The organism is Streptomyces sp. NPDC001941 (genome assembly GCF_040296945.1).
GTDB lineage: Bacteria > Actinomycetota > Actinomycetes > Streptomycetales > Streptomycetaceae > Streptomyces.
The window spans coordinates 209,609-235,659 of the sequence record NZ_JBEOYE010000004.1 but is presented as its reverse complement, the minus strand read 5'-3'; the positions used below and the strand labels follow the sequence as shown (position 1 = coordinate 235,659).

The 26,051-nt window shown below is 74.7% G+C and carries 25 protein-coding genes; 16 read left to right on the top strand and 9 right to left on the bottom strand.

Annotated elements, in window-relative coordinates:
- Positions 1-26: 26 nt before the first annotated feature.
- The gene (locus ABT160_RS06130; protein ID WP_351644123.1) at positions 27-638 is read right to left on the bottom strand and encodes a TetR/AcrR family transcriptional regulator; all 612 of its coding nucleotides are present in this window, start codon (positions 636-638) and stop codon (positions 27-29) included.
- A 355-nt stretch (positions 639-993) separates the two neighbouring features.
- On the opposite strand from ABT160_RS06130, the gene ABT160_RS06125 reads away from it, so the two are divergent.
- The 5 genes from ABT160_RS06125 to ABT160_RS06105 all read left to right on the top strand — a co-directional run bounded on the left by ABT160_RS06125 (position 994) and on the right by ABT160_RS06105 (position 6,502).
- Positions 994-1,569, top strand: a complete 576-nt coding sequence (locus ABT160_RS06125; RefSeq protein ID WP_351644120.1) for a 2Fe-2S iron-sulfur cluster-binding protein — start codon at positions 994-996, stop codon at positions 1,567-1,569.
- The gene (locus tag ABT160_RS06120; protein ID WP_351644118.1) at positions 1,566-2,558 is read left to right on the top strand and encodes an FAD binding domain-containing protein; all 993 of its coding nucleotides are present in this window, start codon (positions 1,566-1,568) and stop codon (positions 2,556-2,558) included. Before ABT160_RS06125 ends, ABT160_RS06120 begins: the two co-directional genes overlap by 4 nt.
- Positions 2,555-4,681, top strand: a complete 2,127-nt coding sequence (locus ABT160_RS06115) for a xanthine dehydrogenase family protein molybdopterin-binding subunit (protein WP_351644116.1) — start codon at positions 2,555-2,557, stop codon at positions 4,679-4,681. Before ABT160_RS06120 ends, ABT160_RS06115 begins: the two co-directional genes overlap by 4 nt.
- Before the next feature lie 5 nt (positions 4,682-4,686).
- Positions 4,687-5,841 (top strand): XdhC family protein, encoded by a 1,155-nt coding sequence (locus ABT160_RS06110; protein WP_351644113.1) that lies wholly within the window; start codon positions 4,687-4,689, stop codon positions 5,839-5,841.
- Between the two features lie 112 nt (positions 5,842-5,953).
- A complete protein-coding gene (locus ABT160_RS06105) occupies positions 5,954-6,502 on the top strand; it encodes a YciI family protein (protein WP_351644207.1) in 549 nt (182 codons plus the stop codon).
- Positions 6,503-6,644: 142 nt separating this feature from the next.
- Here the strand turns inward: ABT160_RS06105 and ABT160_RS06100 are convergent, their stop codons facing one another.
- Both ABT160_RS06100 and pip read right to left on the bottom strand, forming a co-directional pair.
- The gene (locus tag ABT160_RS06100; RefSeq protein WP_351644111.1) at positions 6,645-8,528 is read right to left on the bottom strand and encodes an ABC transporter ATP-binding protein; all 1,884 of its coding nucleotides are present in this window, start codon (positions 8,526-8,528) and stop codon (positions 6,645-6,647) included.
- Positions 8,529-8,669: 141 nt separating this feature from the next.
- Positions 8,670-9,623 carry a prolyl aminopeptidase gene (gene pip, locus ABT160_RS06095; RefSeq protein ID WP_351644108.1) on the bottom strand — a complete coding sequence of 318 codons (954 nt, stop codon included), beginning with the start codon at positions 9,621-9,623 and terminating at the stop codon, positions 8,670-8,672.
- Positions 9,624-9,763: 140 nt separating this feature from the next.
- On the opposite strand from pip, the gene ABT160_RS06090 reads away from it, so the two are divergent.
- The gene (locus ABT160_RS06090) at positions 9,764-11,017 is read left to right on the top strand and encodes a MalY/PatB family protein (protein WP_351644106.1); all 1,254 of its coding nucleotides are present in this window, start codon (positions 9,764-9,766) and stop codon (positions 11,015-11,017) included.
- A gap of 31 nt (positions 11,018-11,048) precedes the next feature.
- Complete coding sequence (locus ABT160_RS06085) at positions 11,049-11,423, top strand: hypothetical protein (RefSeq protein ID WP_351644104.1); 375 nt, start codon at positions 11,049-11,051, stop codon at positions 11,421-11,423.
- Positions 11,424-11,426: 3 nt separating this feature from the next.
- Here ABT160_RS06085 and ABT160_RS06080 read toward each other — a convergent pair whose 3' ends face one another.
- Positions 11,427-11,918: a histidine kinase gene (locus ABT160_RS06080; RefSeq protein ID WP_351644102.1), complete on the bottom strand. Its 492-nt coding sequence runs from the start codon at positions 11,916-11,918 to the stop codon at positions 11,427-11,429.
- A gap of 201 nt (positions 11,919-12,119) precedes the next feature.
- Positions 12,120-13,340 (bottom strand): cation:proton antiporter, encoded by a 1,221-nt coding sequence (locus tag ABT160_RS06075; protein WP_351644099.1) that lies wholly within the window; start codon positions 13,338-13,340, stop codon positions 12,120-12,122.
- A 125-nt stretch (positions 13,341-13,465) separates the two neighbouring features.
- On the opposite strand from ABT160_RS06075, the gene ABT160_RS06070 reads away from it, so the two are divergent.
- The 5 genes from ABT160_RS06070 (at position 13,466) to ABT160_RS06050 (ending at position 18,175) form a co-directional block, all read left to right on the top strand.
- Positions 13,466-14,218, top strand: a complete 753-nt coding sequence (locus ABT160_RS06070) for an ArsR/SmtB family transcription factor (RefSeq protein WP_351644097.1) — start codon at positions 13,466-13,468, stop codon at positions 14,216-14,218.
- Positions 14,219-14,410: 192 nt separating this feature from the next.
- Entirely contained in the window at positions 14,411-15,373 is a 963-nt protein-coding gene (locus ABT160_RS06065) for a DMT family transporter (RefSeq protein ID WP_351644096.1), read from the top strand.
- Between the two features lie 209 nt (positions 15,374-15,582).
- A complete protein-coding gene (locus tag ABT160_RS06060) occupies positions 15,583-16,074 on the top strand; it encodes a LysM peptidoglycan-binding domain-containing protein (RefSeq protein WP_351644094.1) in 492 nt (163 codons plus the stop codon).
- A gap of 101 nt (positions 16,075-16,175) precedes the next feature.
- Positions 16,176-16,637, top strand: a complete 462-nt coding sequence (locus ABT160_RS06055) for an SRPBCC family protein (RefSeq protein ID WP_351644091.1) — start codon at positions 16,176-16,178, stop codon at positions 16,635-16,637.
- A gap of 341 nt (positions 16,638-16,978) precedes the next feature.
- Positions 16,979-18,175 (top strand): L,D-transpeptidase family protein, encoded by a 1,197-nt coding sequence (locus ABT160_RS06050; RefSeq protein WP_351644088.1) that lies wholly within the window; start codon positions 16,979-16,981, stop codon positions 18,173-18,175.
- Between the two features lie 135 nt (positions 18,176-18,310).
- Here ABT160_RS06050 and ABT160_RS06045 read toward each other — a convergent pair whose 3' ends face one another.
- The gene (locus ABT160_RS06045) at positions 18,311-18,925 is read right to left on the bottom strand and encodes a TetR/AcrR family transcriptional regulator (protein ID WP_351644085.1); all 615 of its coding nucleotides are present in this window, start codon (positions 18,923-18,925) and stop codon (positions 18,311-18,313) included.
- A gap of 173 nt (positions 18,926-19,098) precedes the next feature.
- Here ABT160_RS06045 and ABT160_RS06040 point away from each other — a divergent pair, with 173 nt between their 5' ends.
- Positions 19,099-20,544 (top strand): MDR family MFS transporter, encoded by a 1,446-nt coding sequence (locus tag ABT160_RS06040; protein ID WP_351644082.1) that lies wholly within the window; start codon positions 19,099-19,101, stop codon positions 20,542-20,544.
- Positions 20,545-20,648: 104 nt separating this feature from the next.
- Positions 20,649-21,032 carry a hypothetical protein gene (locus ABT160_RS06035; protein WP_351644080.1) on the top strand — a complete coding sequence of 128 codons (384 nt, stop codon included), beginning with the start codon at positions 20,649-20,651 and terminating at the stop codon, positions 21,030-21,032.
- Positions 21,033-21,159: 127 nt separating this feature from the next.
- Here ABT160_RS06035 and ABT160_RS06030 read toward each other — a convergent pair whose 3' ends face one another.
- On the bottom strand, positions 21,160-22,224 hold the full coding sequence (locus ABT160_RS06030) for a terpene synthase family protein (RefSeq protein WP_351644078.1): 1,065 nt from the start codon (positions 22,222-22,224) through the stop codon (positions 21,160-21,162).
- A 225-nt stretch (positions 22,225-22,449) separates the two neighbouring features.
- On the opposite strand from ABT160_RS06030, the gene ABT160_RS06025 reads away from it, so the two are divergent.
- Positions 22,450-23,205 (top strand): dienelactone hydrolase family protein, encoded by a 756-nt coding sequence (locus tag ABT160_RS06025; RefSeq protein ID WP_351644075.1) that lies wholly within the window; start codon positions 22,450-22,452, stop codon positions 23,203-23,205.
- 97 nt (positions 23,206-23,302) lie between these two features.
- Here the strand turns inward: ABT160_RS06025 and ABT160_RS06020 are convergent, their stop codons facing one another.
- Entirely contained in the window at positions 23,303-24,142 is an 840-nt protein-coding gene (locus tag ABT160_RS06020) for a class I SAM-dependent methyltransferase (RefSeq protein WP_351644072.1), read from the bottom strand.
- A gap of 123 nt (positions 24,143-24,265) precedes the next feature.
- Between ABT160_RS06020 and ABT160_RS06015 the strand changes: the two genes are divergently transcribed.
- A complete protein-coding gene (locus ABT160_RS06015) occupies positions 24,266-24,715 on the top strand; it encodes a hypothetical protein (RefSeq protein WP_351644069.1) in 450 nt (149 codons plus the stop codon).
- On the opposite strand, the gene ABT160_RS06010 is transcribed toward ABT160_RS06015, so the two are convergent.
- Positions 24,685-25,773 (bottom strand): glycosyltransferase, encoded by a 1,089-nt coding sequence (locus tag ABT160_RS06010; protein WP_351644067.1) that lies wholly within the window; start codon positions 25,771-25,773, stop codon positions 24,685-24,687. The two genes, ABT160_RS06015 and ABT160_RS06010, sit on opposite strands and share 31 nt — an antisense overlap.
- Positions 25,774-26,051 lie beyond the last annotated feature (278 nt).

Sequence of the window (26,051 nt, the reverse complement as noted above, 5' to 3'; positions counted from 1 at the left end):
GCCGGTCCGCCGTACGCGCCCGGTTCCTACGGGCTCGCGCCGGGCGGCCCCGGGGCCCCCGCCCGCAGGCCGTCCATCACGAAGTCGAGCAGCCGTTCGGCCAGGGCCTCGCGGTCGGCGTGCGCGCCGAGCTGCCACAGGCCCGCGATGGCGAGGAGGAAGTCCTCGGGCGTCATCCCGGGGCGGATCGTCCCGGCCGCCTCGTTGGCGGCGAGCAGCAGGGAGACGGCGTCGGTCACGGGGGCGTGGCCCCAGCGGGCGGTGCTCGCGGGGGCTCGGGTGGACCGGCTCATCGCGTCCGCCAGCCCGGCCTTCGTGGTCGCGTACTGGGCCAGCCGCCCCATCCACTGGCGCAGCGCCCGGTCGGGCGGCTCGCAGGCGAGCAGCTGCGCGGCGGTCTCGTACACCTGCTGGACCTCGAAGCGGTACACCTCCAGGATCAGCGACTCGCGGTCGGGGAAGTGCCGGTAGAACGTGCCCTGGCCGACGCCCGCCTTCCTGGCGATCCCGCTCAGCGGGACGTCCGGGTCGCGGGTCAGCTCGGCGAGGGCCACTTCCAGGATGCGCTGGCGGTTGCGCTGGGCGTCCAGGCGCATGCGCGCGGGCGGGCCGGGGCATCCCCGCTCTTCTGTCGCCATCGGTGCGTCCCTTTCCCGGCACGGCCCGCGTCGCGTCCCGGCACAGCCGGTAACAGCCTTGCTAAGCGGACAGCTGTCCACTAGGTTCAACTATCCGGACAGCTGTCCGTTCGCTGTCCACCCTAGTGCCGAAGCGGGTCGGCGTGGACGGGTCCGACGACGAATTCCGCCCGCAGACGCCCACGGCAGCACGCCAGGACTCGTCCGGTCCGGCGTCCCGCCCGACGGCCCGTCGTACGGCAGCACAGGAATCGGCACCACCCAAGGACCCGGCGAACTCACCGCGATCTCCCTCCCGTTCGACCCACGGTCCGCGCAAGCGCACCGCACCTCGCACACCGAGAAGAGAGCCGAGATGACCTCAGCGACGTCCAGCGTCGTCACCCTCACCGTCAACGGGGAGAAGCACACCCTCCCCGTCGACCACCGCACCACCCTGCTCGACGCCCTGCGCGAGCACCTCGACCTGACCGGCACCAAGAAGGGCTGCGACCAGGGCCAGTGCGGAGCCTGCACCGTCCTGGTCGACGGGCGGCGCGCCGTCGCCTGCCTCCAGCTCGCCGTCGCCGCCGAGGGCCGCGAGATCACCACCATCGAGGGCGTGGCCGAGGGCGACCGGCTGCACCCCGTGCAGCAGGCCTTCCTCGACCAGGACGGCTTCCAGTGCGGCTACTGCACCCCCGGCCAGATCTGCTCCGCCATCGCCGTCCTGGACGAGCACGCCGCGGGCTGGCCCAGCGCCGCCACCGCCGACGTACGGCCGCAGCAGCCACCCGCGCCGCTGACCGCCGAGGAGATCCGCGAACGCATGAGCGGCAACCTGTGCCGCTGCAGCGCGTACGTGTCGATCGTCCGCGCCGTCGCCCAGGCCGCCGAGGCCGCGGACGCGACGGACGGGCGCACCGGCGCCGACAAGGGGGCCGCCGCATGAGGGAGTTCGCCTACCGGCGGGCCACCGACGTGCCCGCCGCCCTCGCCCTGGTCGACGCCGAGCCCGAGGCCCGCTGGCTGGGCGGCGGCACCAACCTCGTCGACCTGATGAAGTCCGGGGTCGAGCGCCCCGCCCTCCTCGTCGACGTGCGCGAACTGCCGCTCGACCGCATCGAGGACACCCCCGAGGGCGGCCTGCGCATCGGCGCCACCGTCACCAACAGCGACCTGGCCGCCGACCCGCGCGTGCGCCTGCGCTACCCGGCCCTCACCCAGGCCGTCCTGGCCGGGGCCTCCGGACAGCTGCGCAACATGGCCACCGTCGGCGGCAACCTCCTCCAGCGCACCCGCTGCGGCTACTTCACCGACGCCGCCGCGCCCTGCAACAAGCGCACCCCCGGCAGCGGCTGCGCCGCCGTGCACGGCGAGCACCGCAACCACGCCATCCTCGGCGCCAGCGCGCACTGCGTGGCCGTGCACCCCTCCGACATGGCCGTCGCGCTCGCCGCGTTCGACGCCGTCGTCACGTACGAAACCCTGGACGGGCCTGGCCAGTTGGCGCTGGAGGACTTCTACCGGCCGGTCGGCGACACGCCCCACCTGGAGACCGCGCTGCCCGTCGGCGCCCTGGTCACCGGGGTCACGCTGCCGCCCGCGCCCGTCGCCGCGCACTCCCGCTACCGCAAGGTCCGCGAGCGCGCCTCCTACGCCTTCGCCATCGGCTCCCTCGCCGCCGCGCTCGACGTGCGCGACGGCACCGTCCACGACGTCCGCCTCGCCCTCGGCGCCGTCGCCTCCCGCCCCTGGCGCGCCCGCGCCGCCGAGGCCGCGCTCACCGGCGGACCCGCCACCGCGGAGGCCTTCGCCGCCGCGGCCGACGCGGAGCTCGCCGCGGCCCGGCCGCTCGCCGACAACGGCTACAAGATCACCCTGCTGCGCAACCTCGTCACCGCCGTCCTGACCGAACTCACCGAGGAGGCCGCGCGATGACCACCGCCGCCGAACGCCGCCTGCGGGCCGTGGGCGCCACCCGCACCCGCATCGAGGGCCGCGAGAAGGTCACCGGCGCCGCCCGCTACGCCGCCGAGTTCCCCGCCGAGGACCTCGCCCACGGCTGGCTCGTCCTGTCCACCGTGGCCCACGGCCGCATCACCGCCGTCGAGGACGCGCCCGTACTGCGGATGCCCGGCGTGCTGTCGGTCCTGCACCACGGCAACGCGCCCCGGCTGGCCGAGGGCTTCATCGGACTGTTCGGGCCCGACCCCACCGCCGAGATCCTCCAGCACGACCGGGTCCCGCACGCCGGCTGGCCCGTCGCCTGCGTCCTCGCCGAGACCCTGGAGCAGGCCCGCGAGGCCGCCGACGCGCTCGTCGTGCGCTACGACACCGAGCCGTACGACACCGGCTTCCGCGCCGACCACCCCGGCGCCTACACCGTCGCGGGCTCGGCCGGCGGCCCCGGCCGGACCGAGAAGGGCGACGTCGAGGCCGAACTCGCCGCCTCCGCCGTGGTCGTGGACCGCACGTACACCACGCCCGAGGAGCACCACAACCCCATGGAGCCGCACGCGGCCATGGCCCGCTGGGACGGGGACCGCCTGGACGTCATCGACTCCAGCCAGGGCGCCTACGCCACCGCCCAGGACCTCGCCGCCCTCTTCCGCATCGACCCCTCCCTGGTGCGGCTGCGCTCCGAGCACGTCGGCGGCGGCTTCGGCAGCAAGGGCCAGGTGCGCCCGCACCTCGCGCTCGCCGTGATGGGCGCCCAGGTCCTCGGACGGCCCGTACGCGTCTCCATGACGCGCCGTCAGACCTTCTCGCTCATCGGCTACCGCAGCCCCACGATCCAGCACGTGCGCCTCGGCGCGGACACCGAGGGCCGGCTGCACGCCTTCGACCACACCTCCACCTCCGCCACCTCCACGGTCAAGGAGTTCGTCGAGGCCGCCGCCGGGTACGCCCGCACGATGTACGACGCGCCCGGCCACCGCACCACCAACAACGTGGTGGCCCTCAACGTGCCCACGCCCACCTTCATGCGCGCCCCCGGCGAGGCCCCCGGCTCCTTCGCCGTCGAGTGCGCCCTGGACGAGCTCGCCGAACTGACCGGCATCGACCCCATCGAGCTGCGCGCCCGCAACGAGCCCGCCGTCGGGCCCGTCTCCGGACTGCCCTTCGACGTGCGCCGCCTGCTCGAGTGCTTCACCGAGGGCGCCCGGCGCTTCGGCTGGGCCGGCCGCGACCCGCGTCCCGGGGTGCGCCGCGAGGGCCGCTGGCTGATCGGCACCGGCACCGCCGCGTCGTCGTTCTTCACCGGCCTGGTGCCCTCCACCGCGAGCGCCACCGCCGAGGCGGACGGCACCTTCACGGTGCGGATCACGGCCGCCGACATCGGCACCGGCGCCCGCACCGCGCTCACCCAGGTCGCCGCCGACGCCCTCGACGTGCCCTTCGAGCAGGTCCGGCTGCTGATCGCGGACAGCGACTTCGGCCCCGCGTTCCTGGCCGGCGGCTCCATGGGTACCCGCTCCTGGAGCCTCGCGGTCATCATGGCGGGCCGCGAGCTGCGCGAGCGCCTGGCGCTCGGCGTCGACGTCCCGCCGGAGGGACTGACCGTGCACGCCGACACCGAGACCGCCGTCGGCGCCCTCACCAAGCGCGAACGGCACGCGTACGGAGCCCAGTTCGCCGAGGTCGCCGTCGACACGGCCACCGGCGAGGTCCGGGTCCGCCGGCTGCTCGGCATCTTCGCCGCCGGACGCATCGTCAACCCCCTGACCGCGCGCAGCCAGTTGACCGGCGGCATGATCTGGGGCCTGTCCATGGCGCTGCACGAGGAGGCGGTCCGCGACGCCCGGTCCGGCGCCCTGGCCAACGCCGACTTCGCCGGGTACCACATCGCCGCGCACGCCGACGTGCCCGACGTCGAGGCCGACTGGATCGACGACCCGGCGCCCGAGGACGACCCGGTCGGCATGAAGGGCATCGGCGAGATCGGCACCGTCGGCACGGCCGCCGCCATCGCCAACGCCGTCTGGCACGCCACCGGGGTGCGCCACCGCGACCTGCCGATCCGCCCCGACCGCGTCCTGGACGCGCACGCCGGGAGCTGACGGCCGTGCTCGACATCGCGGCGGAACTGCACGCGTGGGCCGCACAGGGCCGGGACTTCGCCGTCGCGACCGTCGTCGGCGTCGACGGCAGCGCCCCGCGCGGCCCCGGTGCGGCCCTGGCCGTCGACGACCGGGGCACCGCGGTCGGCTCGGTCTCCGGCGGCTGCGTCGAGGGCGCCGTGTACGAACTGTGCGAGCGGGCCCTGACGGACGGCACGGTCCTGCGCGAACGGTTCGGCTACAGCGACGAGGACGCCTTCGCCGTCGGCCTGACCTGCGGGGGCACGGTCGAGGTGCTGGTCGTCCCGGTCCGGGCGGGCCTGCCGGGCCGGGACGTGCTCACCACCGCCGTCGAGGGCGCGAGCGCGGGCGAGCCGCTGGCGGTCGTACGGGTGGTGCGCGGCCCGGACCGGCTGCTCGGCGCCGCCCTGCTCGTCCGGCCCGACGGCACCCACCAGGGCGGGCTCGGCGGCGGCCCGGTCCTCGACCGCACCGCCGTCGAGCAGGCCCGCGCCCTGCTGGACGCGGGCCGCACCGGCACCGTCGAGGTCGGCGAGGACGGGTCGCTCTGTCCGGGAGGCGTGACCCTCCTGGTCGAGTCGAGCGCCCCGCCGCCCCGCATGATCGTGTTCGGGGCGGTCGACTTCGCCGCCGCCCTGGTCAGGATCGGCGCGTTCCTCGGCTACCACGTCACCGTCTGCGACGCCCGCCCGGTCTTCGCCACCCGGGCCCGCTTCCCGGACGCGGACGAGGTCGTCGCCGACTGGCCGGACCGCTACCTCAAGGGCACGGCCACCGACGCCAGGACCGTCCTGTGCGTCCTCACCCACGACGCCAAGTTCGACGTGCCGCTCCTGGAGGAGGCGCTGCGCCGCCCGGCCGCGTACGTCGGGGCGATGGGCTCGCGCCGCACCCACGAGGACCGGCTGCGCCGACTGCGCGAAGTGGGCCTCACCGAGCCGGAGCTGGCCCGGCTGAGGTCGCCGATCGGCCTGGACCTGGGCGGTCGTACGCCGGAGGAGACCGCCCTGTCCATCGCGGCCGAGATCGTCGCGGTCCGCCAGGGCGGCACCGGCGCCCCGCTCACCACCACCCGCACCCCCATCCACCGCACGGTCCTGACGGGCACGGCCCGCCCGGCGACGGCACGGGGGCGCTGAAGCGGCCGGCGCCGCCGGGACCACCGGCGGCGCCCCCGCCTCAGCCGCGCACGCGGCGGCCGTGCCACATGGGCTTGTGCGCGGGCCCGTCGCCGGGAGAGGGTCCGTGATCATGGAGTACTTCTGCTACCACCGCGACCGCGCCGGTTCCACCGGCCTGCGCGAGGAACTGACCGAAGCGCACTGGTCGTACATGGACGGGTACGCGGCCGAACTGATCGCGCGCGGTCCGACCTTCGCCGCGGACGGCGAGACGCCCACCGGGAGCGTCCACATCGTCGATCTGCCGGACCCCGCCGCTGCCCGGGCGTTCGCGTTCGACGAACCCAACTACCAGGCGGGCGCGTTCCGGGACGTGATGGTGCGGCGCTGGCGCAACCTGCTCGGCCGCACCATGTGGGACTTCCCCGGCGGCCCCACCGAGGGGGCCCGCCACCTGGTCCTGGCCCTCGGCGCCCCCGAGGGTGACGGACCGGAACTCCCGTCGGACCGCGACGACTTGATCGCGTTCGGCCCGCTGCTCTCCGACGACGGCGGCACCTGGGTGGGCACGGCGGCCCTGGTGCGGGCCGACAGCCCGGAGCGGGCGAGGGCGGTGCTGGGCGCGGACGCGTACGCGAGCGTCGAGACGCACGACTGGGAGTTCGGCGGACGCCGGTAGCGGGCCGACTGCGGTGGCGGACGGATGGCGGGAGCGGGCGGGGGCGCACCGCACCCCCGCCCGCCGACCGGACGACCCGCCAACCGCCGACCGGACGATCCGCCAACCCGCTGACCGGACAGGCCAGTTACGAGGATGCGTCCTACCCCCGCGCCGCCGCCTCCCCCGGCCGCTCGAACTGGGTGCGGTGCAGCTCCAGGTAGCGTCCGCCCCGGCGCAGCAGCTCCTCGTGGGTGCCCCGCTCCACGATCCGCCCCGCCTCCACCACCAGGATCTGGTCGGCCGAGCGGATCGTGGAGAGGCGGTGCGCGATCACCACGGCGGTCCGGCCCGCCAGGGCCTCGGCCAGGGCCTCCTGCACCGCCGCCTCCGAGGTGTTGTCCAGGTGCGCCGTCGCCTCGTCCAGGATCACCACCCGCTGGCGGGCCAGCAGCAGCCGGGCGATGGTCAGGCGCTGGCGCTCACCGCCCGAGAGCCGGTAGCCGCGCTCGCCCACCACCGTCTCCAGGCCGTCCGGCAGCGACGCCACCAGGCCGTCCAGCCGGGCCCGCCGCAGCGCGTCCCACAGGTCGTCCTCCGAGGCGTCCGGCCTGGCGAGCAGCAGGTTGGCGCGGACGGAGTCGTGGAAGAGGTGCCCGTCCTGCGTCACCATCCCCACCGTGTCCCGCACCGAGTCCGCGCTCAGGTCGCGGACGTCCACGCCGGCCAGGCGCACCGCCCCGGCGTCGGTGTCGTACAGGCGCGGCAGCAGCTGCGCCACCGTGGACTTGCCCGCGCCCGAGGACCCCACCAGCGCCACCGTCTGGCCCGGTTCGGCCCGGAACGACACCCCGTGCAGCACCTCCTCGCCGCCCCGGGTGTCCAGCGTCGCCACCTCCTCCAGGGAGGCCAGCGACACCTTGTCCGCCGACGGGTAGCCGAACCGCACGTCGTCGAACTCCACGGACACCGGCCCCTGCGGGACCTCCCGCGCGTCCGGCTTCTCCACGATCAGCGGCTTGAGGTCGAGCACCTCGAAGACCCGCTCGAAGCTGACCAGGGCGCTCATCACCTCGACCCGGGCCCCGGCCAGCGCGGTCAGCGGCGCGTACAGCCGGGTCAGCAGCAGGGCGAGGGCGACGACCGCGCCCGCTTCGAGCCGCCCGTGCAGCGCGTAGTAGCCGCCGAGGCCGTAGACCAGGGCGAGGGCCAGCGCGGAGACCAGGGTCAGCGCGGTGATGAACGCCGTCTGCGCCATCGCCGTGCGCACCCCGATGTCGCGCACCCGCCGGGCCCGCGCGGTGAACTCGGCCGACTCGTCGGCCGGCCGCCCGAACAGCTTCACCAGCGTTGCCCCGGGCGCCGAGAAGCGCTCCGTCATCCGGGTGCCCATCGCCGCGTTGTGCTCGGCCGCCTCGTGCTGCATGCGCGCCATCCGGCTGCCCATCCGCCGGGCGGGCAGGACGAAGACGGGCAGCAGCACCAGGGCGAGCAGGGTGATCTGCCAGGAGATCCCCAGCATCACCACCAGGGTCAGCACCAGCGTCACCAGGTTGCTCACCACGCCGGACAGCGTGTTGCTGAAGGCCCGCTGGGCGCCGATCACGTCGTTGTTGAGGCGGCTGACCAGGGCTCCCGTACGGGTACGGGTGAAGAAGGCGACCGGCATCCGCTGCACGTGGTCGAAGACGGCCTTGCGCAGGTCCAGGATCAGGTTCTCGCCCAGCGTCGCCGAGAGCCAGCGGCTCACGATGCCGACCGCCGCCTCCGCGACGGCGATCACGGCGATCAGCAGGGCGAGCCGGACGACCGTCCCGCTCTCGCCGCCGTTGACGATCGCGTCCACGACCCGTCCGGCGAGCACCGGAGTGGCCACCGCGAGGAGCGCCGTGACGATGCTGACCATCAGGAACAGTGCGATGCGGCGCCGGTGCGGCCGGGCGAACGCCCCGATCCTGCGGACCGTGGCGGGGTCGAAGGGGCGCCGCTCGCGCTGCGCGGTCATGACGTTGTGGAGCTGTGTCCACGCGGTGGATTCCATGCTCATGGGAGGAACCTATGACCTCGACTTAACTTGAGGTCAAGGAGACGGGGGCGGGCGCGGCCCCCGGGAGCGGACCGGTGGAAGCGCGCGCCCGGCGCGCGGGGTCCACCCGCACCACCCCGCGCCTTTCACGAGGGCCGGTCCCTACGGGCGGAACCGGTCCGTCGCCGCCAGCAGCGCCCGCGTCGTCGTCAGCCCCGCGCCGTGCCCCTCGTCCCCGACCAGCACCAGCTCCGCGTCCGGCCAGGCCCGAGCCAGGTTCCACGCCGTGTCCGGCGGACCGCTGATGTCGAGCCGCCCGTGGACCAGCACGCCCGGGATCCCGGCCAGCTTCCCCGCGTCCCGCAGCAGCGCACCGTCCTCCAGGAACGCCGCGTGCCGCCAGTAGTGCGTCACCAGCCGCGCGAAGCGCATCCGGAACGCCGGGTCCTCGTACCGGGGGTCGGGCGCGTGCCCCGGGTGCGTTCCCACGTGCGTGTCCTCCCAGCGGCACCACTCCCGCGCCGCCCGCTCCCTGACGGCCGGATCGGGGTCGGCCAGCATCCTGGCGTACGCGTCGACCAGGCTCCCCTCCCGCTCGTCCTCGGGCACGGCGTCACGGAACCGCTCCCACTCCTGCGGGAAGACCCGGCCCATGTCCCGGGTGACCCAGTCCACTTCGCGGCGCGTGGTGTTCGTCACGCTGAACAGCACCAACTCCGAGACGGACGAAGGGTGTTGCTGCGCGTACGCCAGGGCCAGCGTGACGCCCCACGAGCCGCCGAGCACCAGCCACGCCTCAACCCCCAAGTGCCTCCGGAGGAGTTCGAGGTCGGCGATCAGGTGCGCGGTGGTGTTGGTCTCCAGCGAGGTCGCCGGGTCCGCCGCGTCGGGCGTGCTCCGCCCGCAGCCGCGCTGGTCGAGGAGGACGACGCGGTACGCGGCGGGGTCGAAGAGCTGCCGCCAGGCAGGCCCGGCGCCCGAACCGGGTCCCCCGTGCAGCACCACGGCGGGCTTGCCGTCAGGGTTGCCGCCGACCTCCCAGTACACCCGGTGGCCGTCGCCGACATCGAGCATGCCGTGGTCGTACGGCTCGACGGGCGGGTAGCGTTCCGGCATCGTTCGTCTCCTCCTCGCTGCGGCAACCCAGAGAGACTAGGCGACCCGCACGAGCAGGGCACCCCGTTCCCGCGCGGCGGGGCACCGCCGCGCGGACACCTTCGAAGGCCCGCCCGCCAGTGGGCCGGGGGGAGTACCGCATGAGCGAGCACACGATCCCGCAGGCGCCCGTGGGGGCCGGCCGCACCGACCCGCTGGTCCGCGTGTCCCTGGCCGAACTGCGCCGGCGCGGCAGCGCCAAGTGGCGGGCCCACCCCGAGGACGTACTGCCGCTGTGGGTGGCCGAGATGGACGTCCCGCTCGCCCCGCCCGTCGCCGAGGCCGTGCACCGCGCGGTCGACCTGGGTGACACCGGGTACGCGTACGGCACCGCCTACGCGGAGGCGCTCGCCGCGTTCGCCTCCGCGCGCTGGGGCTGGGACGGCCTGCGCGTCCCCGACACCGCGCTGGTGCCCGACGTGATGCTCGGGGTCGTCGAGGTGCTGCGCCTGGTCACGGACCCGGGGGACGCGGTGGTGGTGTGCCCGCCCGTCTACCCGCCGTTCTACGCGTTCGTCGCGCACGACGGCCGCCGGGTCCTCGAAGCGCCCCTCGGCCCCGACCTGCGGATGGACCTCGGCGCACTGGAGGAGGCGTTCGTACGGACCGGGGCGCGGGGCCGTCGCGCCGCGTTCCTGCTGAGCAACCCGCACAACCCGACCGGCGTGGTGCACACCCGTACGGAACTGGAGGCGGTCGCCGCGCTCGCCCGGCGCCACGGGGTGCGGGTGGTCGCCGACGAGATCCACGCCCCGCTGGTGCTGTCCGGCGCGCGGTTCACGCCGTACCTGAGCGTGCCCGGCGCCGAGGACGGCTTCTGCCTGATGTCCGCCTCCAAGGCCTGGAACCTGGCCGGGCTCAAGGCGGCCCTCGCCGTCGCGGGGCCGGAGGCGGCCGGGGACCTGCGGCGGCTGCCGGAGGAGGTCGGCCACGGACCCAGCCACGTCGGCGTCCAGGCGCACACGGCGGCGTTCCGGGACGCGGGCGACTGGCTGGACTCCCTGCTCACCGGACTCGACGCCAACCGGGCGCTGCTCGGTGCCCTGGTCGGGGAGCACCTGCCCGGCATCGGCCACGTCCCACCCGAGGGCACGTACCTGGCGTGGCTGGACTGCACCGGCCTCGGCCTGCACGACGACACCCCCCTGGACGGCCCCGGCGTGGTCACCGAAGTCGAGGGCCCGGCACGGCTGTTCCTCGACCGCGCCCGCGTCGCCCTCAGCTCCGGGCACGTCTTCGGCACCGGCGGCGCCGGCTGCGTGCGCCTCAACTTCGCCACCTCCCCGGCGATACTGACCGAGGCGCTGGTCCGGATGGGACGGGCGCTGGGGGAGAAGCCAGGGGCGGAGGGGTGAGGGGCGGAGTGGCGAGGGGCGGCGGGCGCGCGTGACCGAGGACCTGTGGTGCCCCTCCGGGGCTGCCTTCGCCCCGGAGGCGCTGGTGCTCGGCGTCCGTACCCGCGAGGACGGCCCGGTACGGTTCCTGGACGCCCCGCTCGCCGCCGCACCGGCCCTGGCCGCGCTGCCGGAGGGGAGCGAGCCGCGCCGCTTCCTGCGCCTGGCGTCCCCCTGCGTCGCGCACTGCCTCAACCGGGACGGTGCGCGCTGCACCCTCGCCGACCGGCTCACGGCCCGCACGCCCGCGGCCCCGGTGTCGCGCTGCGCCCTGCGCCCGCGCTGCACCTGGTGGCACCAGACGGGGCCGGAGGCCTGCCGCAGGTGCCCGGAGGTGGACGTGCGCCCCGAGGAGCGGGAGCCGTAGGGTTCAGTCCTTGCGCGAGGCGGCCTTCTGCGCGGCCCGCACCTGCGCGCCGAACTCCTTGGCGGGGAGGCGCTCCAGGGTGCCGCCGTACCGGGCGGCCAGCGCGTCGGCCTCCCGCGGCGACTCCTCGTGCACGTCGACGACCAGCATCGACGTGCCGTCCTCGATGCGGCTGCTCACGAAGATCAGCGCGGCACCCGCCTCCTCCTCGCGGGCGCTCTCCACCGCCTCGGCCAGCGCGCTCGCGTTGGCCATCCCGAGGAACGCGCCGATCGGCCCCGCGAGGAGCCCCACGAGACCGCCGGCCACCCCGGCGCCCACCGCGTGGCCCGTACTGTCCCCGACGTACGTCTCCGGCACGTCGAGCAGGCCCTCGGCGGACCGCTCAAGGACGGCCGCGTGGCTCAGCCCGGGCAGCCCGGCGGCCTCCCGGAAGGCCTCGCGGCAGCGCGCGGGGTCGGCGAAGGAGATCAGCAGCACGTGGTGGTCGGTCATGGCGACTCCGTGGGGGCGAGGGGCGGGCGGGACGGTCCGGATCCGGGCCGGGCCCGGCTCGTACCCCGGACGCGGTCCGGGGAACGCCCGGGGGCCACCCGGCCGGTCCCGCCATCATGGGCCCGGTCCGGTGCGTGCGCGCGGCCTGCGGGACCGCGCGGGCGTACGGCGCGTCCGTACGGGGACGGTGCGGCGCGGGCGCTACCCCACGGGCTCCCGGGGCGTGCCTTCCCGCGCCCTGTCCCGGCCCTCGAACCACCGGGCGACCGGCGCCACCGTCACCCCGTGCAGCACCACGCTCAGCAGCACGGTCGCGCACATCACGTTCACGACCAGCAGGGTGTCCTGGTCGTCGGGGAGCTGGGAGGCGGCCAGGATGCCGAAGACGATGGACGTCACCCCGCGCGACCCGAGCCACCCCACGGCCGCCCGCTCCGGCCGCCTCAGGTCCAGGCCGCCCAGCGAGAGGAACACGGGCACGAACCGGGCCGCCGTGAGGGCGAGCAGGGCGTAGCCGAAGACCGCCCAGCCCCCGCTGAGCGAGAACACGTCGGTGGCCAGCCCGCCGAGCACGAGCCACACCGCGAAGGCCATCACCTGGGCCACGTCGTGCACCAGGTCGAGGTTGCCGGCCAGCTCACGGGCGGTGGGGGCGTAGCACAGGCCCGCGACGAACGCGGCGACGAAGCCGTTCCCGTCGACCAGCACCGTCGCCGCGTACGCGAGGAAGGGCAGCGCCAGGGTCGCCAGGCGCAGGCTGCCGCCGTCCGCCCACCCGGCACGGTGCGCGGTGCGGACGAGCCACGCGGCCAGCAGGCCCAGGGCGCCGCCGATCAGGACCGCGAGGAGGGCCTGCTTGCCCGCGTTCCAGGCCAGTTCGGCGAGACCGCTGCCCTGCGCGGAGGACAGGTTGGCGACGCAGAACAGGAAGACCGGGCTGATCAGCCCGTCGTTGAGACCGCCCTCGAAGTTGAGCGCCGCCCGCACCTTCAGCGGGATCCGGGTGTCGCGCAGGACGGCCGAGATGGGCGCCAGGTCGATGGGCATGACCACCAGGGCCATCAGGACGAGCAGCCACCAGCTGTGGCCGGGGAACAGCAGGGCCCCGAAGAGCGTCGCGAGCACGATGGACAGCGGCAGGGCGATGCCCAGCAGCCGCCACTCGCCGACCGTGCGCCGCAGCCGGTCGTAGTCCTTGGCCTCGGAGGCGTCGAGGAACAGCAGCACCGCCAGGACGAGTTCGGCGCCGCGCTGCATGCCGTGCATGTCGAGGTCGATGCGGATGGCGGGGTCGGGGCCCCCGGTCAGGAGCATGCCCGCCGCCACGAACGCGAGAGGGGCGGTCACGCTCCAGCGGGCCAGCCGGTCCGCGGTCACCGACCACACGAACAACAAGGACAATCCGATCAACAACGCCGTCATGGCTTCATGATCCCTTGTGTCGGGCCTCCATGATCACACCGCACTCCGCGGAGGTCCGGCGGGCGCGGGCTCCCGATGGCCGGGACCATTCGGCACCTGACGAAGGAATGGGGCATCCTGGAGCCATGGCGACCACTCCCCGCGACCAGCACTCCGCCCCCGGGTCCCCCGTGGCGCCGGCCACCCCGGCCGCGCGCCTGGCCGGGCTCGCCGCCGCACTGGCCGACGAGACCCGGGCCGCCATCTGCATGGCGCTCCTGGAGGGCCGGGCCTGGACCGCGGGCGAGCTGGCGCGGGTCACGGACGTCGCCCCCTCCACGGTCAGCGGCCACCTGAACAAGCTGCTCGCCGCCGGGGTCTGCGTCACCGAGCGGCAGGGGCGGCACAGTTACGTACGGATCGCCGACGCGGCCACCGCCCGCCTCGTCGACGAACTGGCCTCGCACGCCATCCCCGACCGGGACGCGCCCCACACGGTGCCGGTGGTCTCCGCGCCGGACCCGCTGGCCCGGGCCCGCACCTGCTACGACCACTTCGCGGGACGCTTCGGCATGGCCGTGACGGACGCGATGGAGCGCGGCGGACTGCTGCGCACGGAGGCGCTGTTCGAGCTGACGGAGGAGGGGCGCGACTGGTTCGCCCGGCTGGGGGTCGACCTGGGCGGCCGCGGCCGCCGGCCGCTGGCGAGCTCCTGCCTCGACTGGACCGAGCGGCGCCGCCACTTCGGCGGGGCGGCCGCGGCGCGGCTGTGCGCGCACGCGTTCGCCCTGGAGTGGGTGGTCCGGCCGCCCGGCGGCGGGCGCGGCGTGGTGGTCACGGACGCGGGGGAGCGGGCGTTCGGCACCCTGCTCGGCCTCGAACCGTCCGCCTGGGCCTGACGGGACGCCTGCCGGGGCCTGACGGGACGCCTGCCGGGGCCGGACGGGGACGCCTGCCGGGGCTGGACGGCCGTCCGCCTGGGACTGATGGCCGACCACCCTCCGGGACCACCCGCCGACCACCCTGACCCCCGGATCGCCCACCGAACATTTCGGTGGACGCCGAAATGGAACTCTCCTAGAGTTGCCGCCATGACATCCCGCCAGAGCAGTTCCCCGCGTGCCGCACTCACGATCGCCGCGGTGTGCTTCACCGTGTTCGCCTGGGCGTCCGCCTTCGTCTCGATCCGCAGCGCCGGTTCCGCCTACTCGCCGGGCGCCCTCGCGCTGGGGCGGCTGCTCGCCGGCTCGGTGGTCCTGCTCGTGCTCGTCCTCGTCCGCCGCGAGGGCTTCCCGCCCCGCGAGGCCTGGCGGGGCATTCTGATATCCGGCCTGGTCTGGTTCGGCGGGTACATGGTCGCGCTCAACTGGGGCGAGCGCCTCGTCGACGCGGGAACCGCCGCCCTGCTGGTGAACATCGGCCCCATCCTGATGGCCCTGCTCGCCGCCCGGCTGCTCGGCGAGGCCCTGCCGCCCCGGCTGGTGGCCGGCATGGTGGTGTCGTTCATCGGCGCCGTGGTGGTGGGCCTGTCCATGTCCGGCGACACGTCGGGTCCGACGTCCGTGCTCGGCGTGGTCCTGTGCGTGCTCGCCGCGGTGGCGTACGCGACCGGAGTGGTCGCCCAGAAGCCCGCCCTCTCGTACGGAACGCCGCTCCAGGTCACCGCGTTCAGCTGCCTCGTCGGTACGGTCGCGTGCCTGCCCTTCGCCGGACAGCTGGCCCACGAACTGCCCCGGGCCCCGATGTCGGCGACCCTGAACATGGTGTACCTGGGCGTCGTGCCGACCGCCCTGGCCTTCACCACGTGGAGCTACGCCCTGGCGCGCACCCCGGCCGGAAAGCTCGGCGCCACCACGTACGCGGTTCCGGCCATCGTCGTCGCCCTCAGCTGGGTGCTCCTCGACGAGGTCCCGACCTGGCTCGCCCTGCTGGGCGGCGTGCTCTGCCTGGCGGGCGTCGCGGTGTCGCGCTCCCGGTCGCGCGCCGAGAAGCCCGGACCGCCGGTCGCCGAGCCGGTGGTGACGGATCGTCAGGAAACGGGTGCCGACGCCTGAACCGGCGCCCTGACCTCGCGTGGACGTCAACGTCCGCTCCGCACGCCGGACTTCGCGCGGGCGGCGTGCGGGCGGCGTGCGGAACGAACGGAACGGCCGCTTCGAGTCCGTTGCACGGTACGCCGAATCCGGCTCTTGGCCCACGGCCCTCCCCACCCCGATGCTGGAGCCAGCCGCCCCCCTCACGCAACGCCGCCCGAGGAGGCCCCATGACGAACCGTCTGGACCAGCCGCGCACGCTCGACCTGGTCGGGAACCCCATCGAAGTCGGGGGGATCGGCACCGGGTTCGAGGCCACGCTGACGTACCGCATCGGCGACGGTCACGACGAGGTCAGCGACAGCTTCATGGTGGGCGGGGGCTCCGGCGAGCACGGTCAGTTCCACCTCTCCGTCGACGTCTCGCACGCCTCCTTCGCGCTCGACCGGCTGATCGTCCAGGTCTTCGAGGTCAGCGCCCACGACGGCAGTGAGATCAACCTGGTCAGCGTGCCCGTCATCTACGGTCCCCGGATCGTGCCCGGCTACTACGGCTACCGGCTGCACCGCGTGGTGCGCGGCGACACCCTGAGCGCGCTCGCCAAGCACCACTACGGCAACGCCGCCCGCTACCCGTGGATCGTGCGCGCCAACCCCGACCAGATCACCGACCCGGACAAGATCGTCGTCGGCCAGCTGCTGCGCATCCCCATCGGCAGCTGAACCGGAGCCCCCGGCGCCGGGCCCATGCCCACCGTGCCCCCGCGCGCACCGGGGCCCGGCGCCGACGGGCCCGCGCCGTGCCGCCCCGCTACCCTCGGGCCATGACCAGGACCGACCGCGCCGCGCGCAGCGTGGCCGCACCGCCCGGAGCCGTCTACGCGGCGCTCCTGGACCGCGCCGCACTGGAGTCGTGGCTGCCGCCGGACGGGATGCGGGGGCGCGTCGAGCACTGGGACCCCCGCCCGGGCGGCGGCTTCCGCATGGTGCTGACCCACCTGGACGCCTCGGACGCGCCGGGCAAGTCCTCGGACGCCACGGACGTCGTCGACGTCGGGTTCGCCGAGCTCGTACCGGCCGTGCGCGTGGTGCAGCGGGCCGTCTTCGCGTCCGACGACCCGGCGTACGCGGGCACCATGACGATGACGTGGGACCTGGCCGGGACCGCGACCGGTACGGAGGTCACGGTCACCGCCACCGACGTGCCGCCCGGCATCGACCAGGCGGACCACGAGGCGGGCATCGCCTCCTCGCTTGCCCACCTCGCCACCTACGTGGAGTCCTGACCCTCCGCGTCCCCGGCCTCTGCCCCCCGTCCCGGGCCCCTGACGCCGCGCGTCCGCAAGGCCCGGCCCACCCGGGGCGCGCCACTCACCGTGCTTGCCCGGCCCCGCACCCGTACGCGCCCGCCGTCCCCGCGCCCGTACGCGACGCCACCCGACCCCGGCCAAGGCCGTACGGACGGACCTTCCGGGGCCGAAAGCCCTCCTTCGTCCCGCTCGCGCGCCTTCCTGAAACCGCGCGTGACCCGACGGCATCTCGACAACCGGCAGAGCGACCGCCTTCGCGGCCCCGGCGGGCGGGGAAGGCGTTCGCCCGGATCGATGTTTCTCGGAGGACCGGCGCGATGCGTGGCATACGGACCCTGGCGCCCACACTGACGGCCGCCGCGACCGCGGGGACCCTGCTCCTCGCCGGCTGCGCCGGGGCGGGCGGAGACCCCGCCTCCCAAGGGCACGGCCCCGAAGGCCCGCAGGTGACGGTCACGCCCGCGGCGGGCAGCGGGGACGCCCCGCTGGGCGCTCCGGTCAAGGCCGCCGTCCAGGGCGGCACGCTGCTGTCGGTCGCGGTCAAGGACGGCGACGGCGCGGCGCTGCCCGGGCACCTGACGGGCGGCGGCACCGGCTGGGTCTCCGACCGGGACGTCAGGCCCGGTACGACGTACCGGGTGACGAGCACGGCGACGGCCGGGCGGGGCGGCGGGGGAGCGGACGGGAAGAAGTCGTTCACGGCCTCCTTCACCACCAGGAAGGCGCCGAGGACCAACAAGCTCACCAACGCCCCGGCGGGCGGCTCGACCGTCGGGACGGGCATGCCGGTCTCGATCCTGTTCGACCACCCGGTGGACAAGGCGCGGCGGGCCGCCGTCGAGAAGACCCTGAAGGTCACCACCAAGCCCCGGGTGGAGGGGAGTTGGGGCTGGGTGAAGGACTACGGCGGCAAGGACCGGATCGACTGGCGCCCCAAGGACCCCTGGCCCGCGGGTACGAAGGTCTCCGTCCGGGGCGCGCTCGGCGGCCTCGACTCCGGCGCGGGCGGGTGGTTCGCGCGCGACTACGACTTCGACTTCACGATCGGCCCCGACCACAAGGGAGTGATCGACGTCCCGGGGCACACGCTGACCCTGTACGACGGCGACAAGAAGGTCGACACCCTGAAGGGATCGGCCGGTTCGCAGGAGACGCCGACCCGGGGCGGCGTCCACACGGTCCGCAGCAAGAACGCCTCCGAGACCATGGACTCCGCCACCATCGGCTACGGCAACCAGTGGTCGCTGCCGTCCAAGTGGGTCACCCACCTGACGGCGTCCGGCACGTTCCTGCACTCCGCGCCCTGGAACAAGCAGCTCGGCACGGCCAACAACAGCCACGGCTGCTTCGGCATGACGGAGGCCGACGCCAAGACGGCGTACGACTTCCTGCTCATCGGTTCCACCGTCGAGGTGAAGGGCTCCTCCAGCACGGAGAAGACGGACGTGGGCAACGGTCTGGAGGACTGGCAGGAGAGCTGGGCCCAGTGGAAGCGGCGCAGCGCCCTGACGTGAGACCGGGCTGGGTGTGAGGGCGGGGGCCCAGGCCGCCGTGCGGACGGAGTCGTCGTACTCGGTCCGTACGGCGGCCTCCGTCGTACGGTCCCGGATCCCGCGTCCCGGATGCCGGATCCCGCATCCCCGGTGGCGCTACGCGCGCCCCGAGACGTCGCCCCAGCCCCGCTCCAGCAGTTCGAACGCCCGGACCACGGCCGCGCGGGGGTCGGCCTGGCCGCGTGACGCGCGCGGGGCCTCCAGCGCGAAGTGCGCCAGGGCCGTGCAGGCCGGGTCGTCCTCGGGCAGGCCGTCGGCCTCGGCGATGGCCGAAGCCAGTGCGGCGGTGTGCCGCAGCCACATGTTCTGTACGTAGTCGCGCAGTGCGGGCGTGCTGTTGACCAGGTCGAAGAAGGCGGTGAAACCGGGGTCGCCGTCCTTGTCGGCCATGCGGTGGGCGAGGGCGTGCGCGCACAGGGCCGCCGGGACCGACTGCCCGGGGGCGCGCTCGCGCACGGCGGCCAGCAGCCGCTCCAGGTGGACGGCGTCCTCGTCGAAGACGAGGGCCTCCTTGACCGGGAAGTGCTTGAAGAGCGTGGTCGTGGACACGTCGGCGGCGTCCGCGATCTCGCGGATGCCCACGTCGTCGTACCCCCGCTCCAGGAACAGCCGCAGCGCGGCGTCCGCGATGGCCTGGCGGGTGGCCGCCTTCTTGCGCTCGCGGCGGCCCGGGGGCGCGGTCGCGGGGGCGCCGGTCTCGGTGTCGGTCATGCCGCCATCGTAACCCTTGAGTGCAGTGACTTCAAAAGTTGAGCTGTTGCACTTATTGAGTCGATGTGCTTTTTTGGAATGGCGGCAGCGAGGCACGGCCCGGCCGCCCTTCCCCTCCTGCGGTCACCCGCCGGAGAGGCCATCCGTACGCCATGCGAAAGGAGTGATCAGCCATGTCCGCGATCGCCTCCCCTCCCCGGGCCCCCGAGTCCGTCCCCAGGAACGTCCGCTGGGTCCTGCTCGGCGTGATGCTCGCCATGCTCCTGTCGATGCTCGACAACATGGTGGTCAGCACCGCCATGCCGACGATCGTCGGCGACCTCGGCGGCCTGGAGCACATCTCCTGGGTCGTCACCGCCTACACGCTCGTCACCGCCGTCACGACCCCGGTCTGGGGCAAGCTCGGCGACCTCCTGGGCCGCAAGGGCGTCTACCTCGCCTCGGTCGCGGTGTTCGTCGCCGCCTCAGCGCTGTGCGGAGCGGCCCAGTCGATGCCCCAGCTCATCGCCTTCCGCGCGCTCCAGGGCGTCGGCGCCGGCGGCATCGGCGCGGGCGCCTTCGCCCTGATCGCCGCGCTCGTGCCGCCCCGCGAACGCGGCCGCTACCAGGGGATGACCGCCTCGGTGATGGCCATCGGCACCGTCGGCGGCCCGCTGCTCGGCGGCTTCGTCACCGGACACCTCGGCTGGCGCTGGGCGTTCTACGTCAACCTGCCCCTCGGCCTGGTGGCCCTGGTGTGGCTGGCGCTGCTGCTGCACGTGCCCACCGCGCGGCGCGAGGCCCGCATCGACTGGGCCGGCACGGCTCTGCTGACGGCCGCCGTCACCGCCGTGGTCCTCGCGGCCACCTGGGCGGGCACCACCTACGCCTGGGGCTCCTGGCAGGTCATCGGCCTCGGCGTGGTCGCGGTCGCCGGACTCGCGCTCTTCGTGCGCGTCGAACGGCGCGTCGCCGAACCGCTGTTGCCGCTCACCGTCTTCACCGGGCACCGCAACTTCCCGCTGGCCTCCGTCCTGACCCTCGCCGGGGGCGTGGTCATGTTCGGCGCGGGCCTCTACCTGCCCCTGTTCCAGCAGTCGGTGCAGGGTGCTTCCGCCGTCAACTCGGGTCTGCTGATGCTGCCCATGATGGTCCCTGTGGTGATCGTCTCCACCCTCGCGGGCAAGGTCATGTCCGCCACCGGCCGGTACAAGGTCTTCCCCGTGCTCGGCACCGCGTTCCTCACCGCGGGGATGGGGCTGCTCGCCACCATGGACGCCGGTACGCCCCGGCTCCTGACGAGCGCGTACATGGTCCTGGTCGGCATCGGGCTCGGCTTCACCCTCCAGATGGCGGGCACCATCGCGCAGAACAGCGTCGGGATGCGGGACATGGGCGCGGCGATGAGCGCGGTCAACCTCTCCCGCACGCTGGGCGGTTCGCTCGGCGTCGCGGTCTTCGGCTCGCTGTTCGCGCGCGCCGTCGGCGCGCGGGGCGCGGACCCGGTCGCGGTGGCCTCGGGCACCCAGCACGTCTTCCTGACCGGCGCGGTCCTGTGCGCGCTCGCCTTCGTCGCGGCGCTCTTCGTGATCGAGGTGCCGCTACGCAAGGCGGGACCGGCCCCGGCGGAGAAGTCCTGACGCGGGGCCCGTGCCTTAGGTGATCAAGACAAACAAGGGTGAAATGCCCGATTCGGTAGCTTCATTGGTGTCAGAGCAGGACCACCCCGACACAGGGAGCTCACATGAAGCACGTCAAGCGCATCGCCGTCGCCGTCGCCTCGACCGCCGTCCTGGGAGGCTCGCTCGCCCTCGCGGGCGTCGCCAACGCCAGCGAGAACGGCGGCGGTGGCGACCAGGGGAACTCGAAGTACAGCCAGACGGTCGAGCGCCCCGCGGGTACGGACAGCATCCCGGCGAAGAAGGCCAAGGGTGACGGCTCGACCGGCGACAACGCCCAGAGCAAGTACAGCCAGAGCGTCGAGCGCCCCGCGGGCACGGACAACACCGCGGCCAAGAAGGCCAAGGCCAACGGCTCCACCGGCGACAACGCCCAGAGCAAGTACAGCCAGACCGTCGAGCGGCCGGCGGGTACGGACAGCATCCCGGCCCAGAAGGCCAAGGGCTGACACCAGCCCGGACAGGCGCACAGGGCACGGGCGGGGTGTGCCGCGGCCGCAGCCGGCGGCCCCGGCACACCCCTCCTCGTCTCACCCTAAGGCTGACCTTGAGGGTCGAGCGGGGGCGCCCGGTCCCTCAGAGCAGCTGGTCCCACCACCACGCGACGGCGGGCACCCCCACCGGCTCGTGGCGGTCGTCCCGGGGGACGTCCGTGCACACCGGCCCGGGCCGCACCCGGATCCCGGGCGGACCGTCCGGGGCGAAGGGGCCGGAGCGGCGGCCGGTGCCCCGGTCGATGCCGGCCCGGACCTGCCGGCCGAGCCCGTCCACGTACCGCCGCAGCTCGTACGACGCGTACGCCGACACCTGCGTGCCCAGCCGCAGGAACAGGCACATCACGCGGTCGCGCATCGAGACCACCGAGGGCACCGCCTGATCGGCGGAGCACCCCTCGGCGCGCGCCACCACGTCCACCACGTTCAGCCGGTCCCGGCGGCCGTGCTCGTACCGGCACAGGTCCTCGTCGAGCGCCGTGACCAGCCAGTTCATCTCGGTGAGCGCCCGCACGGGCAGGGCCTCCAGCTGGCGGGCCGGCACCTCGTAGCCGTCGACGGCGTCGATGAGGACGGTCAGGGACTCCGCCCCCGCCGAGCCGTACGCGCGCAGCGCCACGTACTCGTCGAGCCCCGGCACGGCCCCCTCGGCCAGCACGGCGGCCTCCCAGGACCAGCCCATCAGCAGCCGACGCCACGCCCCGCCCCAGCGCGCCGCCTGCAACGGCGTCGCCCACTGGACGAGCCGCCGCCGCACGTCCCGCACCCCCCGCAGCCACGGGTCGTCGAGCGCGTCGGGCGCACCGGGCGGCTCGGCCGCCGCGGCGAGCCGGCCCAGGGCGGCGTGCAGCCGGCGCGCACCGGGCGGCGGTGTGCCGTCCCGCAGGGCGTCGGCCAGGTACATCAGGTCGGCGGGCACCCGGACCCGCTCGGGGATCCCCTGCGGGTGCGCCCACGCGGCCGCCAGGCCGCGCCGCCCCCGCGCGAGCCGCCCGAGACCTCCGGGGCCGACCGCGTCGAGCCCCGCGACCCAGGCCAGGGAGTCGCCGTCGATCCGCTCGGCGTCGGGATGCCCCGCGGACGGGATCGGGCAGAAGAACGGAGGGAGGTCGAGCGCCCGGGCGGGCCGGTCGGCTGTCGCGGTCATCGGCGTCTCCGTCGGCAGGGCCGGCATCAGGGGTACGGCGGAGAGTCGGGGGTGCGCGTCCCCCCATGGTGGAGGGCGCCACGGGGGCGCGCACAGGGCGTACGGGACTGCGTGCCTCCCGGGGCGCACTCCCCGGGTGCGGAGCACACCGAACCGGCCATATGAGCGGCCGGGTCCGGCCAGGGACGCGCAGGCGGCGCCGGGCGCGGGTCTATCGTGCGAGGCATGACAGACGTAGTCAGCTTCGCACTGGACCTGTCCACCCCAGAAGGCACCATCGACTGCTGGGTGTCGCACCCCGACGACGGGGCGCCCCACCCCGGAGTCCTCTACTACGCCGACGCCTTCGGCCCCCGGCCCGCCTCCCTGGCGATGGCCGAGCGGATCGCCGCCGAGGGGTACACGGTCCTCCTCCCCAACGTCTTCCACCGCGAGGGCCGGGCGCCCGTCGTGGACCTGCCGGACTTCATCGGGCCCGACGAACGGCCCGCCCTCTTCGGCAAGCTGATGCCCCTCATGGGCACGCTCAGCCCCGAGCGCGTCGTCCGCGACGCGGCCGCCTACCTCGACTGGTTCGCCGGGTCCCCGCTCGCCACGGACGGCCCGGTCGGCCTGACCGGCTACTGCCTGGGCGCCGGGCTCGCGCTGCGCACGGCCGCCGCCCAGCCCGGCCGGGTGGCCGCCGTCGGCGGCTTCCACGGCGGCAACCTCGCGGGCGACGGGCCGGACAGCCCGCACCGGCTCGCCAAGGACATCACCGCCGAGCTGTTCCTCGGGCACGCGGACAACGACTCCTCCATGCCGCCCGAGCAGATCGCCGCCCTGGACGAGGCGCTGGCCGAGGCCGGGCTGACGTACCGGGCAGAGGTGTTCGCCGGCGCCTCGCACGGCTACACGCAGAAGGACACCTCCGCGTACGACGCGGAAGCCGACGCCCGGCACTGGCGCGAGCTGCTCGCGCTCTTCGCACGGACCCTGTGATCCACGCGGACCCCGTGAAGTGACGGCCGGGCGACGCGGGCGGGCGCCCCGCCCGCCCGCGTACCGTCCTCCTTCTCCGCCTCCTTACTGGTGGCGGCTACCCCCGGGCAGGTGCCACCGGCGTCCGGCAGACCCGGAGTTCGGTGAGGTACCGCTTGGTGACGCGCCCGCCGTAGCGCCCTTCGACGAGCGCGCCGACGCACCGCAGCAACCCCTCCCTGGCCCGGGGCGGCAGCGCCCGGTGACCCGAGTACGTGCGCAGCACGTCCAGGTACGCGGCGGTCGGGTAGGTCAGCTCCCACTCGTGGCGCCGCACGTCCAGGGCCCCGTCACCGAACCGGCCGCTGCGGACCACCTCGTCCGCGTGCTCCGCGCGGTCGACGTCCCCGGCGGCCGGGGGGCGCAGCCCGCGCGGAGTGTCCGGGTCGAAGCGCTCGTAGCACTCCTGCACCTCGGCGAAGAACTCCTCCGTGCCGCCCGCCACGTGCTGCGTGACCACCACGGCCAGCGCGCCCCCGGGCCGCAGCGCGTCGGCGCACCGGGCCGCCCGCACCGCGGGGTCGAGCCAGTGGAACGCGGTCGCCGCCACGACCACGTCGTACGGCTCCGCGGGCAGCGGCCAGGTCTCGAACGCCGCGGTCACCACCTCCACCACGTCGAAACGGGCCAGCCGTCGCCGGGCGACGCGGGCCATGTGCGCCCCCGCCTCCACGGCGGTCACCCGGCAGCCGCGCTCGGCGAGCGGCACGGTCGCCTTTCCGGTGCCCGCCCCGACCTCCAGGACGCGACAGCCGGGTCCGGTGCCCGTCAGCGCGGCGAGGTCGTCGAAGAGCCCGTCGGGATAGCCGGGCCTGGCCCGGTCGTAGAGCTCGGCGTCCTCGTCGAAGGTGCGGGCCAGGGTGGCCCTGCGGTCCTCACGGGGCGTGTCGTCGCGCATGGGCCCACGGTAGCCACGGTAGGGGCCGCAGTGGCGGGAGAGCGCCCGTACTCACCAAGATCACCCCGCGACATGAGTATCCGCGCGCTGCCGGGCTGCCCGGCCGGACCGAAGACTGGGGCCATGACGAACGAACTCCCCGAGCCCGCACCCTCCCGGCCCACCCCCTCCGGGCCCGTGCTCTCCAGGCCCACTCCCTCCGGGCTCACCGTCCGCTCCCTCGTGACCGGCGTCCTCGTGGCCCTGGTGGCGCTCGCCCTCTGGGCGGCCTGGCTGGGCTGGGACCAGCAGCGCGACGTGCACCCCGACGGTTCCGTCTCCGGTCCCTACGAGGCGTGGCAGGTCATCGGGCTCGGAGTGACGCTGCTGGCCCTGGTGCTGGCGGTGGCGCGCCGGGGAGAGCCGCTCGCGGTGGCGCTGGGCACGGCGGCCGGCCTCACCGGCGCGGCGTACTACGACTGGTCGGACGACACCACCGGCCTGTTCGGCGTGGGCGTCGCCCTGGTCCTGCTGGGCGGCCTCGCCGGCAGCGTCCCCATCGCCTACCTGGCGGCGCGCACCCGGCGCTCCTGAGGATCGGCCCCGCTGTCCTCCGCCACCCGCAGTCGCGCGAACTCCCGGTTCCCACGGGTCTGTTCGCGGTACGACTCCGGAAGCCCCGGCAGCGCGAGCAGCCGGTCGCACGCCTCCAGGCTCTCCCGCGGGCGACCGGTCCAGTAGCTGGTGATCGAGTACTCGAAGAGCAGCCCCCACTCGTACACCCAGCCGTCCACGAACAGCCAGTCGTCGGGCCGCGGCAGGTCCAGCACCTGTTCGAGCAGCGCGTGGGCCGTGCGGTACCGGCCCTGGAGCCGCAGCCGCGAGGCCAGTTCGTAGACCGCTTCCAGGCGCCGGGGCCGGGACTCCCACGCCCGGACCAGCAGGTCCATCCCGCGCGCCCAGTCACCGCCGTCCGCCGCCAGGTTCCCCGCCTGCAGCAGCGCGTAGTACACCTCCTCCTCCCAGCCGCCCATCGCCGCCCGCCGCTCGTACAGCGCCCCGGCCTCCTCCCGCTCGCCCAGGTCCCTGAGGGTCTGGGCGAGGTAGAACACCGTGCGCGTGTTCTCCGGGTCGCGCTCCAGGTCGGCCCTCAGCAGCCGCGCGTCCCGGACGAACTTGTCCGCCCGCGAGCCCCCGTCCGCGAAGTGGTCCACCACCCACGCGTCGAGCTCCGCCACCCGCTGCGGCTCGTCGCAGTCCAGGTACTCGTGCGTGGCGCCCACGTACCGCCAGTCCAGGTCACCCCGGACCAGGCGCTTGATCCGGTACTCGGTGGCGCCGCTGTGGCGCACCATGTAGGCGTCCGCGCCCAGCACCGGCAGCGGGCCCTCCCGGCGGATCACCATGTCGGCGTCCACCAGGAGCAGGTAGTCCGCCTTGCCCCGGGCACGCCGGACGTTCAGGGTGCGGTTGTGCCCGAAGTCGACCCACGGCTCCTCGTGCAGCTCGCCCGGCACGCCCTCCAGCGCGGCCCGCACGAGGTCCTGCGTGCCGTCGTCCGAGCCGGTGTCCGAGACGACCCAGTAGTCGATCAGGTCCCGGACCGACTCCAGGCAGCGGGCGATCACGGCGGACTCGTTCTTCACGATCATGCACAGGCACACCGTGGGCCGTGCGCCTGCGCCCCCGGACGAGCCGGACGACCCGGCGGAGGGAGCGGGGACCAGAGGGCCGCGCCGGCCGTCGCCGGAGGACGGGGACGAGGGCGAGGACGGGGAGGACGGCGCGGGCGAGGACGGGGAGGGCGTGGATGCGGACATGGTGTCCTTCGTACGGAGTGAGGGGCGCGGGCCCACGGCGCGACGGCGTCCGGCGGGAGCCGGTCCCGCCCCGTGGGTCGGCCAGACCCTAGGCCCCGCCCTCCCCTCGC

Excerpts from the sequence above, each read along its gene's own strand:
- ABT160_RS06130 (WP_351644123.1), bottom strand. The coding sequence starts at position 638 with ATGGCGACAGAAGAGCGGGGATGCCCCGGCCCGCCCGCGCGCATGCGC.
- ABT160_RS06125 (WP_351644120.1), top strand. The coding sequence starts at position 994 with ATGACCTCAGCGACGTCCAGCGTCGTCACCCTCACCGTCAACGGGGAG.
- ABT160_RS06120 (WP_351644118.1), top strand. The coding sequence starts at position 1,566 with ATGAGGGAGTTCGCCTACCGGCGGGCCACCGACGTGCCCGCCGCCCTC.
- ABT160_RS06115 (WP_351644116.1), top strand. The coding sequence starts at position 2,555 with ATGACCACCGCCGCCGAACGCCGCCTGCGGGCCGTGGGCGCCACCCGC.
- ABT160_RS06105 (WP_351644207.1), top strand. The coding sequence starts at position 5,954 with ATGGAGTACTTCTGCTACCACCGCGACCGCGCCGGTTCCACCGGCCTG.
- ABT160_RS06100 (WP_351644111.1), bottom strand. The coding sequence starts at position 8,528 with ATGAGCATGGAATCCACCGCGTGGACACAGCTCCACAACGTCATGACC.
- pip (WP_351644108.1), bottom strand. The coding sequence starts at position 9,623 with ATGCCGGAACGCTACCCGCCCGTCGAGCCGTACGACCACGGCATGCTC.
- ABT160_RS06090 (WP_351644106.1), top strand. The coding sequence starts at position 9,764 with ATGAGCGAGCACACGATCCCGCAGGCGCCCGTGGGGGCCGGCCGCACC.
- ABT160_RS06080 (WP_351644102.1), bottom strand. The coding sequence starts at position 11,918 with ATGACCGACCACCACGTGCTGCTGATCTCCTTCGCCGACCCCGCGCGC.
- ABT160_RS06075 (WP_351644099.1), bottom strand. The coding sequence starts at position 13,340 with ATGACGGCGTTGTTGATCGGATTGTCCTTGTTGTTCGTGTGGTCGGTG.
- ABT160_RS06070 (WP_351644097.1), top strand. The coding sequence starts at position 13,466 with ATGGCGACCACTCCCCGCGACCAGCACTCCGCCCCCGGGTCCCCCGTG.
- ABT160_RS06065 (WP_351644096.1), top strand. The coding sequence starts at position 14,411 with ATGACATCCCGCCAGAGCAGTTCCCCGCGTGCCGCACTCACGATCGCC.
- ABT160_RS06060 (WP_351644094.1), top strand. The coding sequence starts at position 15,583 with ATGACGAACCGTCTGGACCAGCCGCGCACGCTCGACCTGGTCGGGAAC.
- ABT160_RS06055 (WP_351644091.1), top strand. The coding sequence starts at position 16,176 with ATGACCAGGACCGACCGCGCCGCGCGCAGCGTGGCCGCACCGCCCGGA.
- ABT160_RS06050 (WP_351644088.1), top strand. The coding sequence starts at position 16,979 with ATGCGTGGCATACGGACCCTGGCGCCCACACTGACGGCCGCCGCGACC.
- ABT160_RS06045 (WP_351644085.1), bottom strand. The coding sequence starts at position 18,925 with ATGACCGACACCGAGACCGGCGCCCCCGCGACCGCGCCCCCGGGCCGC.
- ABT160_RS06040 (WP_351644082.1), top strand. The coding sequence starts at position 19,099 with ATGTCCGCGATCGCCTCCCCTCCCCGGGCCCCCGAGTCCGTCCCCAGG.
- ABT160_RS06035 (WP_351644080.1), top strand. The coding sequence starts at position 20,649 with ATGAAGCACGTCAAGCGCATCGCCGTCGCCGTCGCCTCGACCGCCGTC.
- ABT160_RS06030 (WP_351644078.1), bottom strand. The coding sequence starts at position 22,224 with ATGACCGCGACAGCCGACCGGCCCGCCCGGGCGCTCGACCTCCCTCCG.
- ABT160_RS06025 (WP_351644075.1), top strand. The coding sequence starts at position 22,450 with ATGACAGACGTAGTCAGCTTCGCACTGGACCTGTCCACCCCAGAAGGC.
- ABT160_RS06020 (WP_351644072.1), bottom strand. The coding sequence starts at position 24,142 with ATGCGCGACGACACGCCCCGTGAGGACCGCAGGGCCACCCTGGCCCGC.
- ABT160_RS06015 (WP_351644069.1), top strand. The coding sequence starts at position 24,266 with ATGACGAACGAACTCCCCGAGCCCGCACCCTCCCGGCCCACCCCCTCC.
- ABT160_RS06010 (WP_351644067.1), bottom strand. The coding sequence starts at position 25,773 with ATGATCGTGAAGAACGAGTCCGCCGTGATCGCCCGCTGCCTGGAGTCG.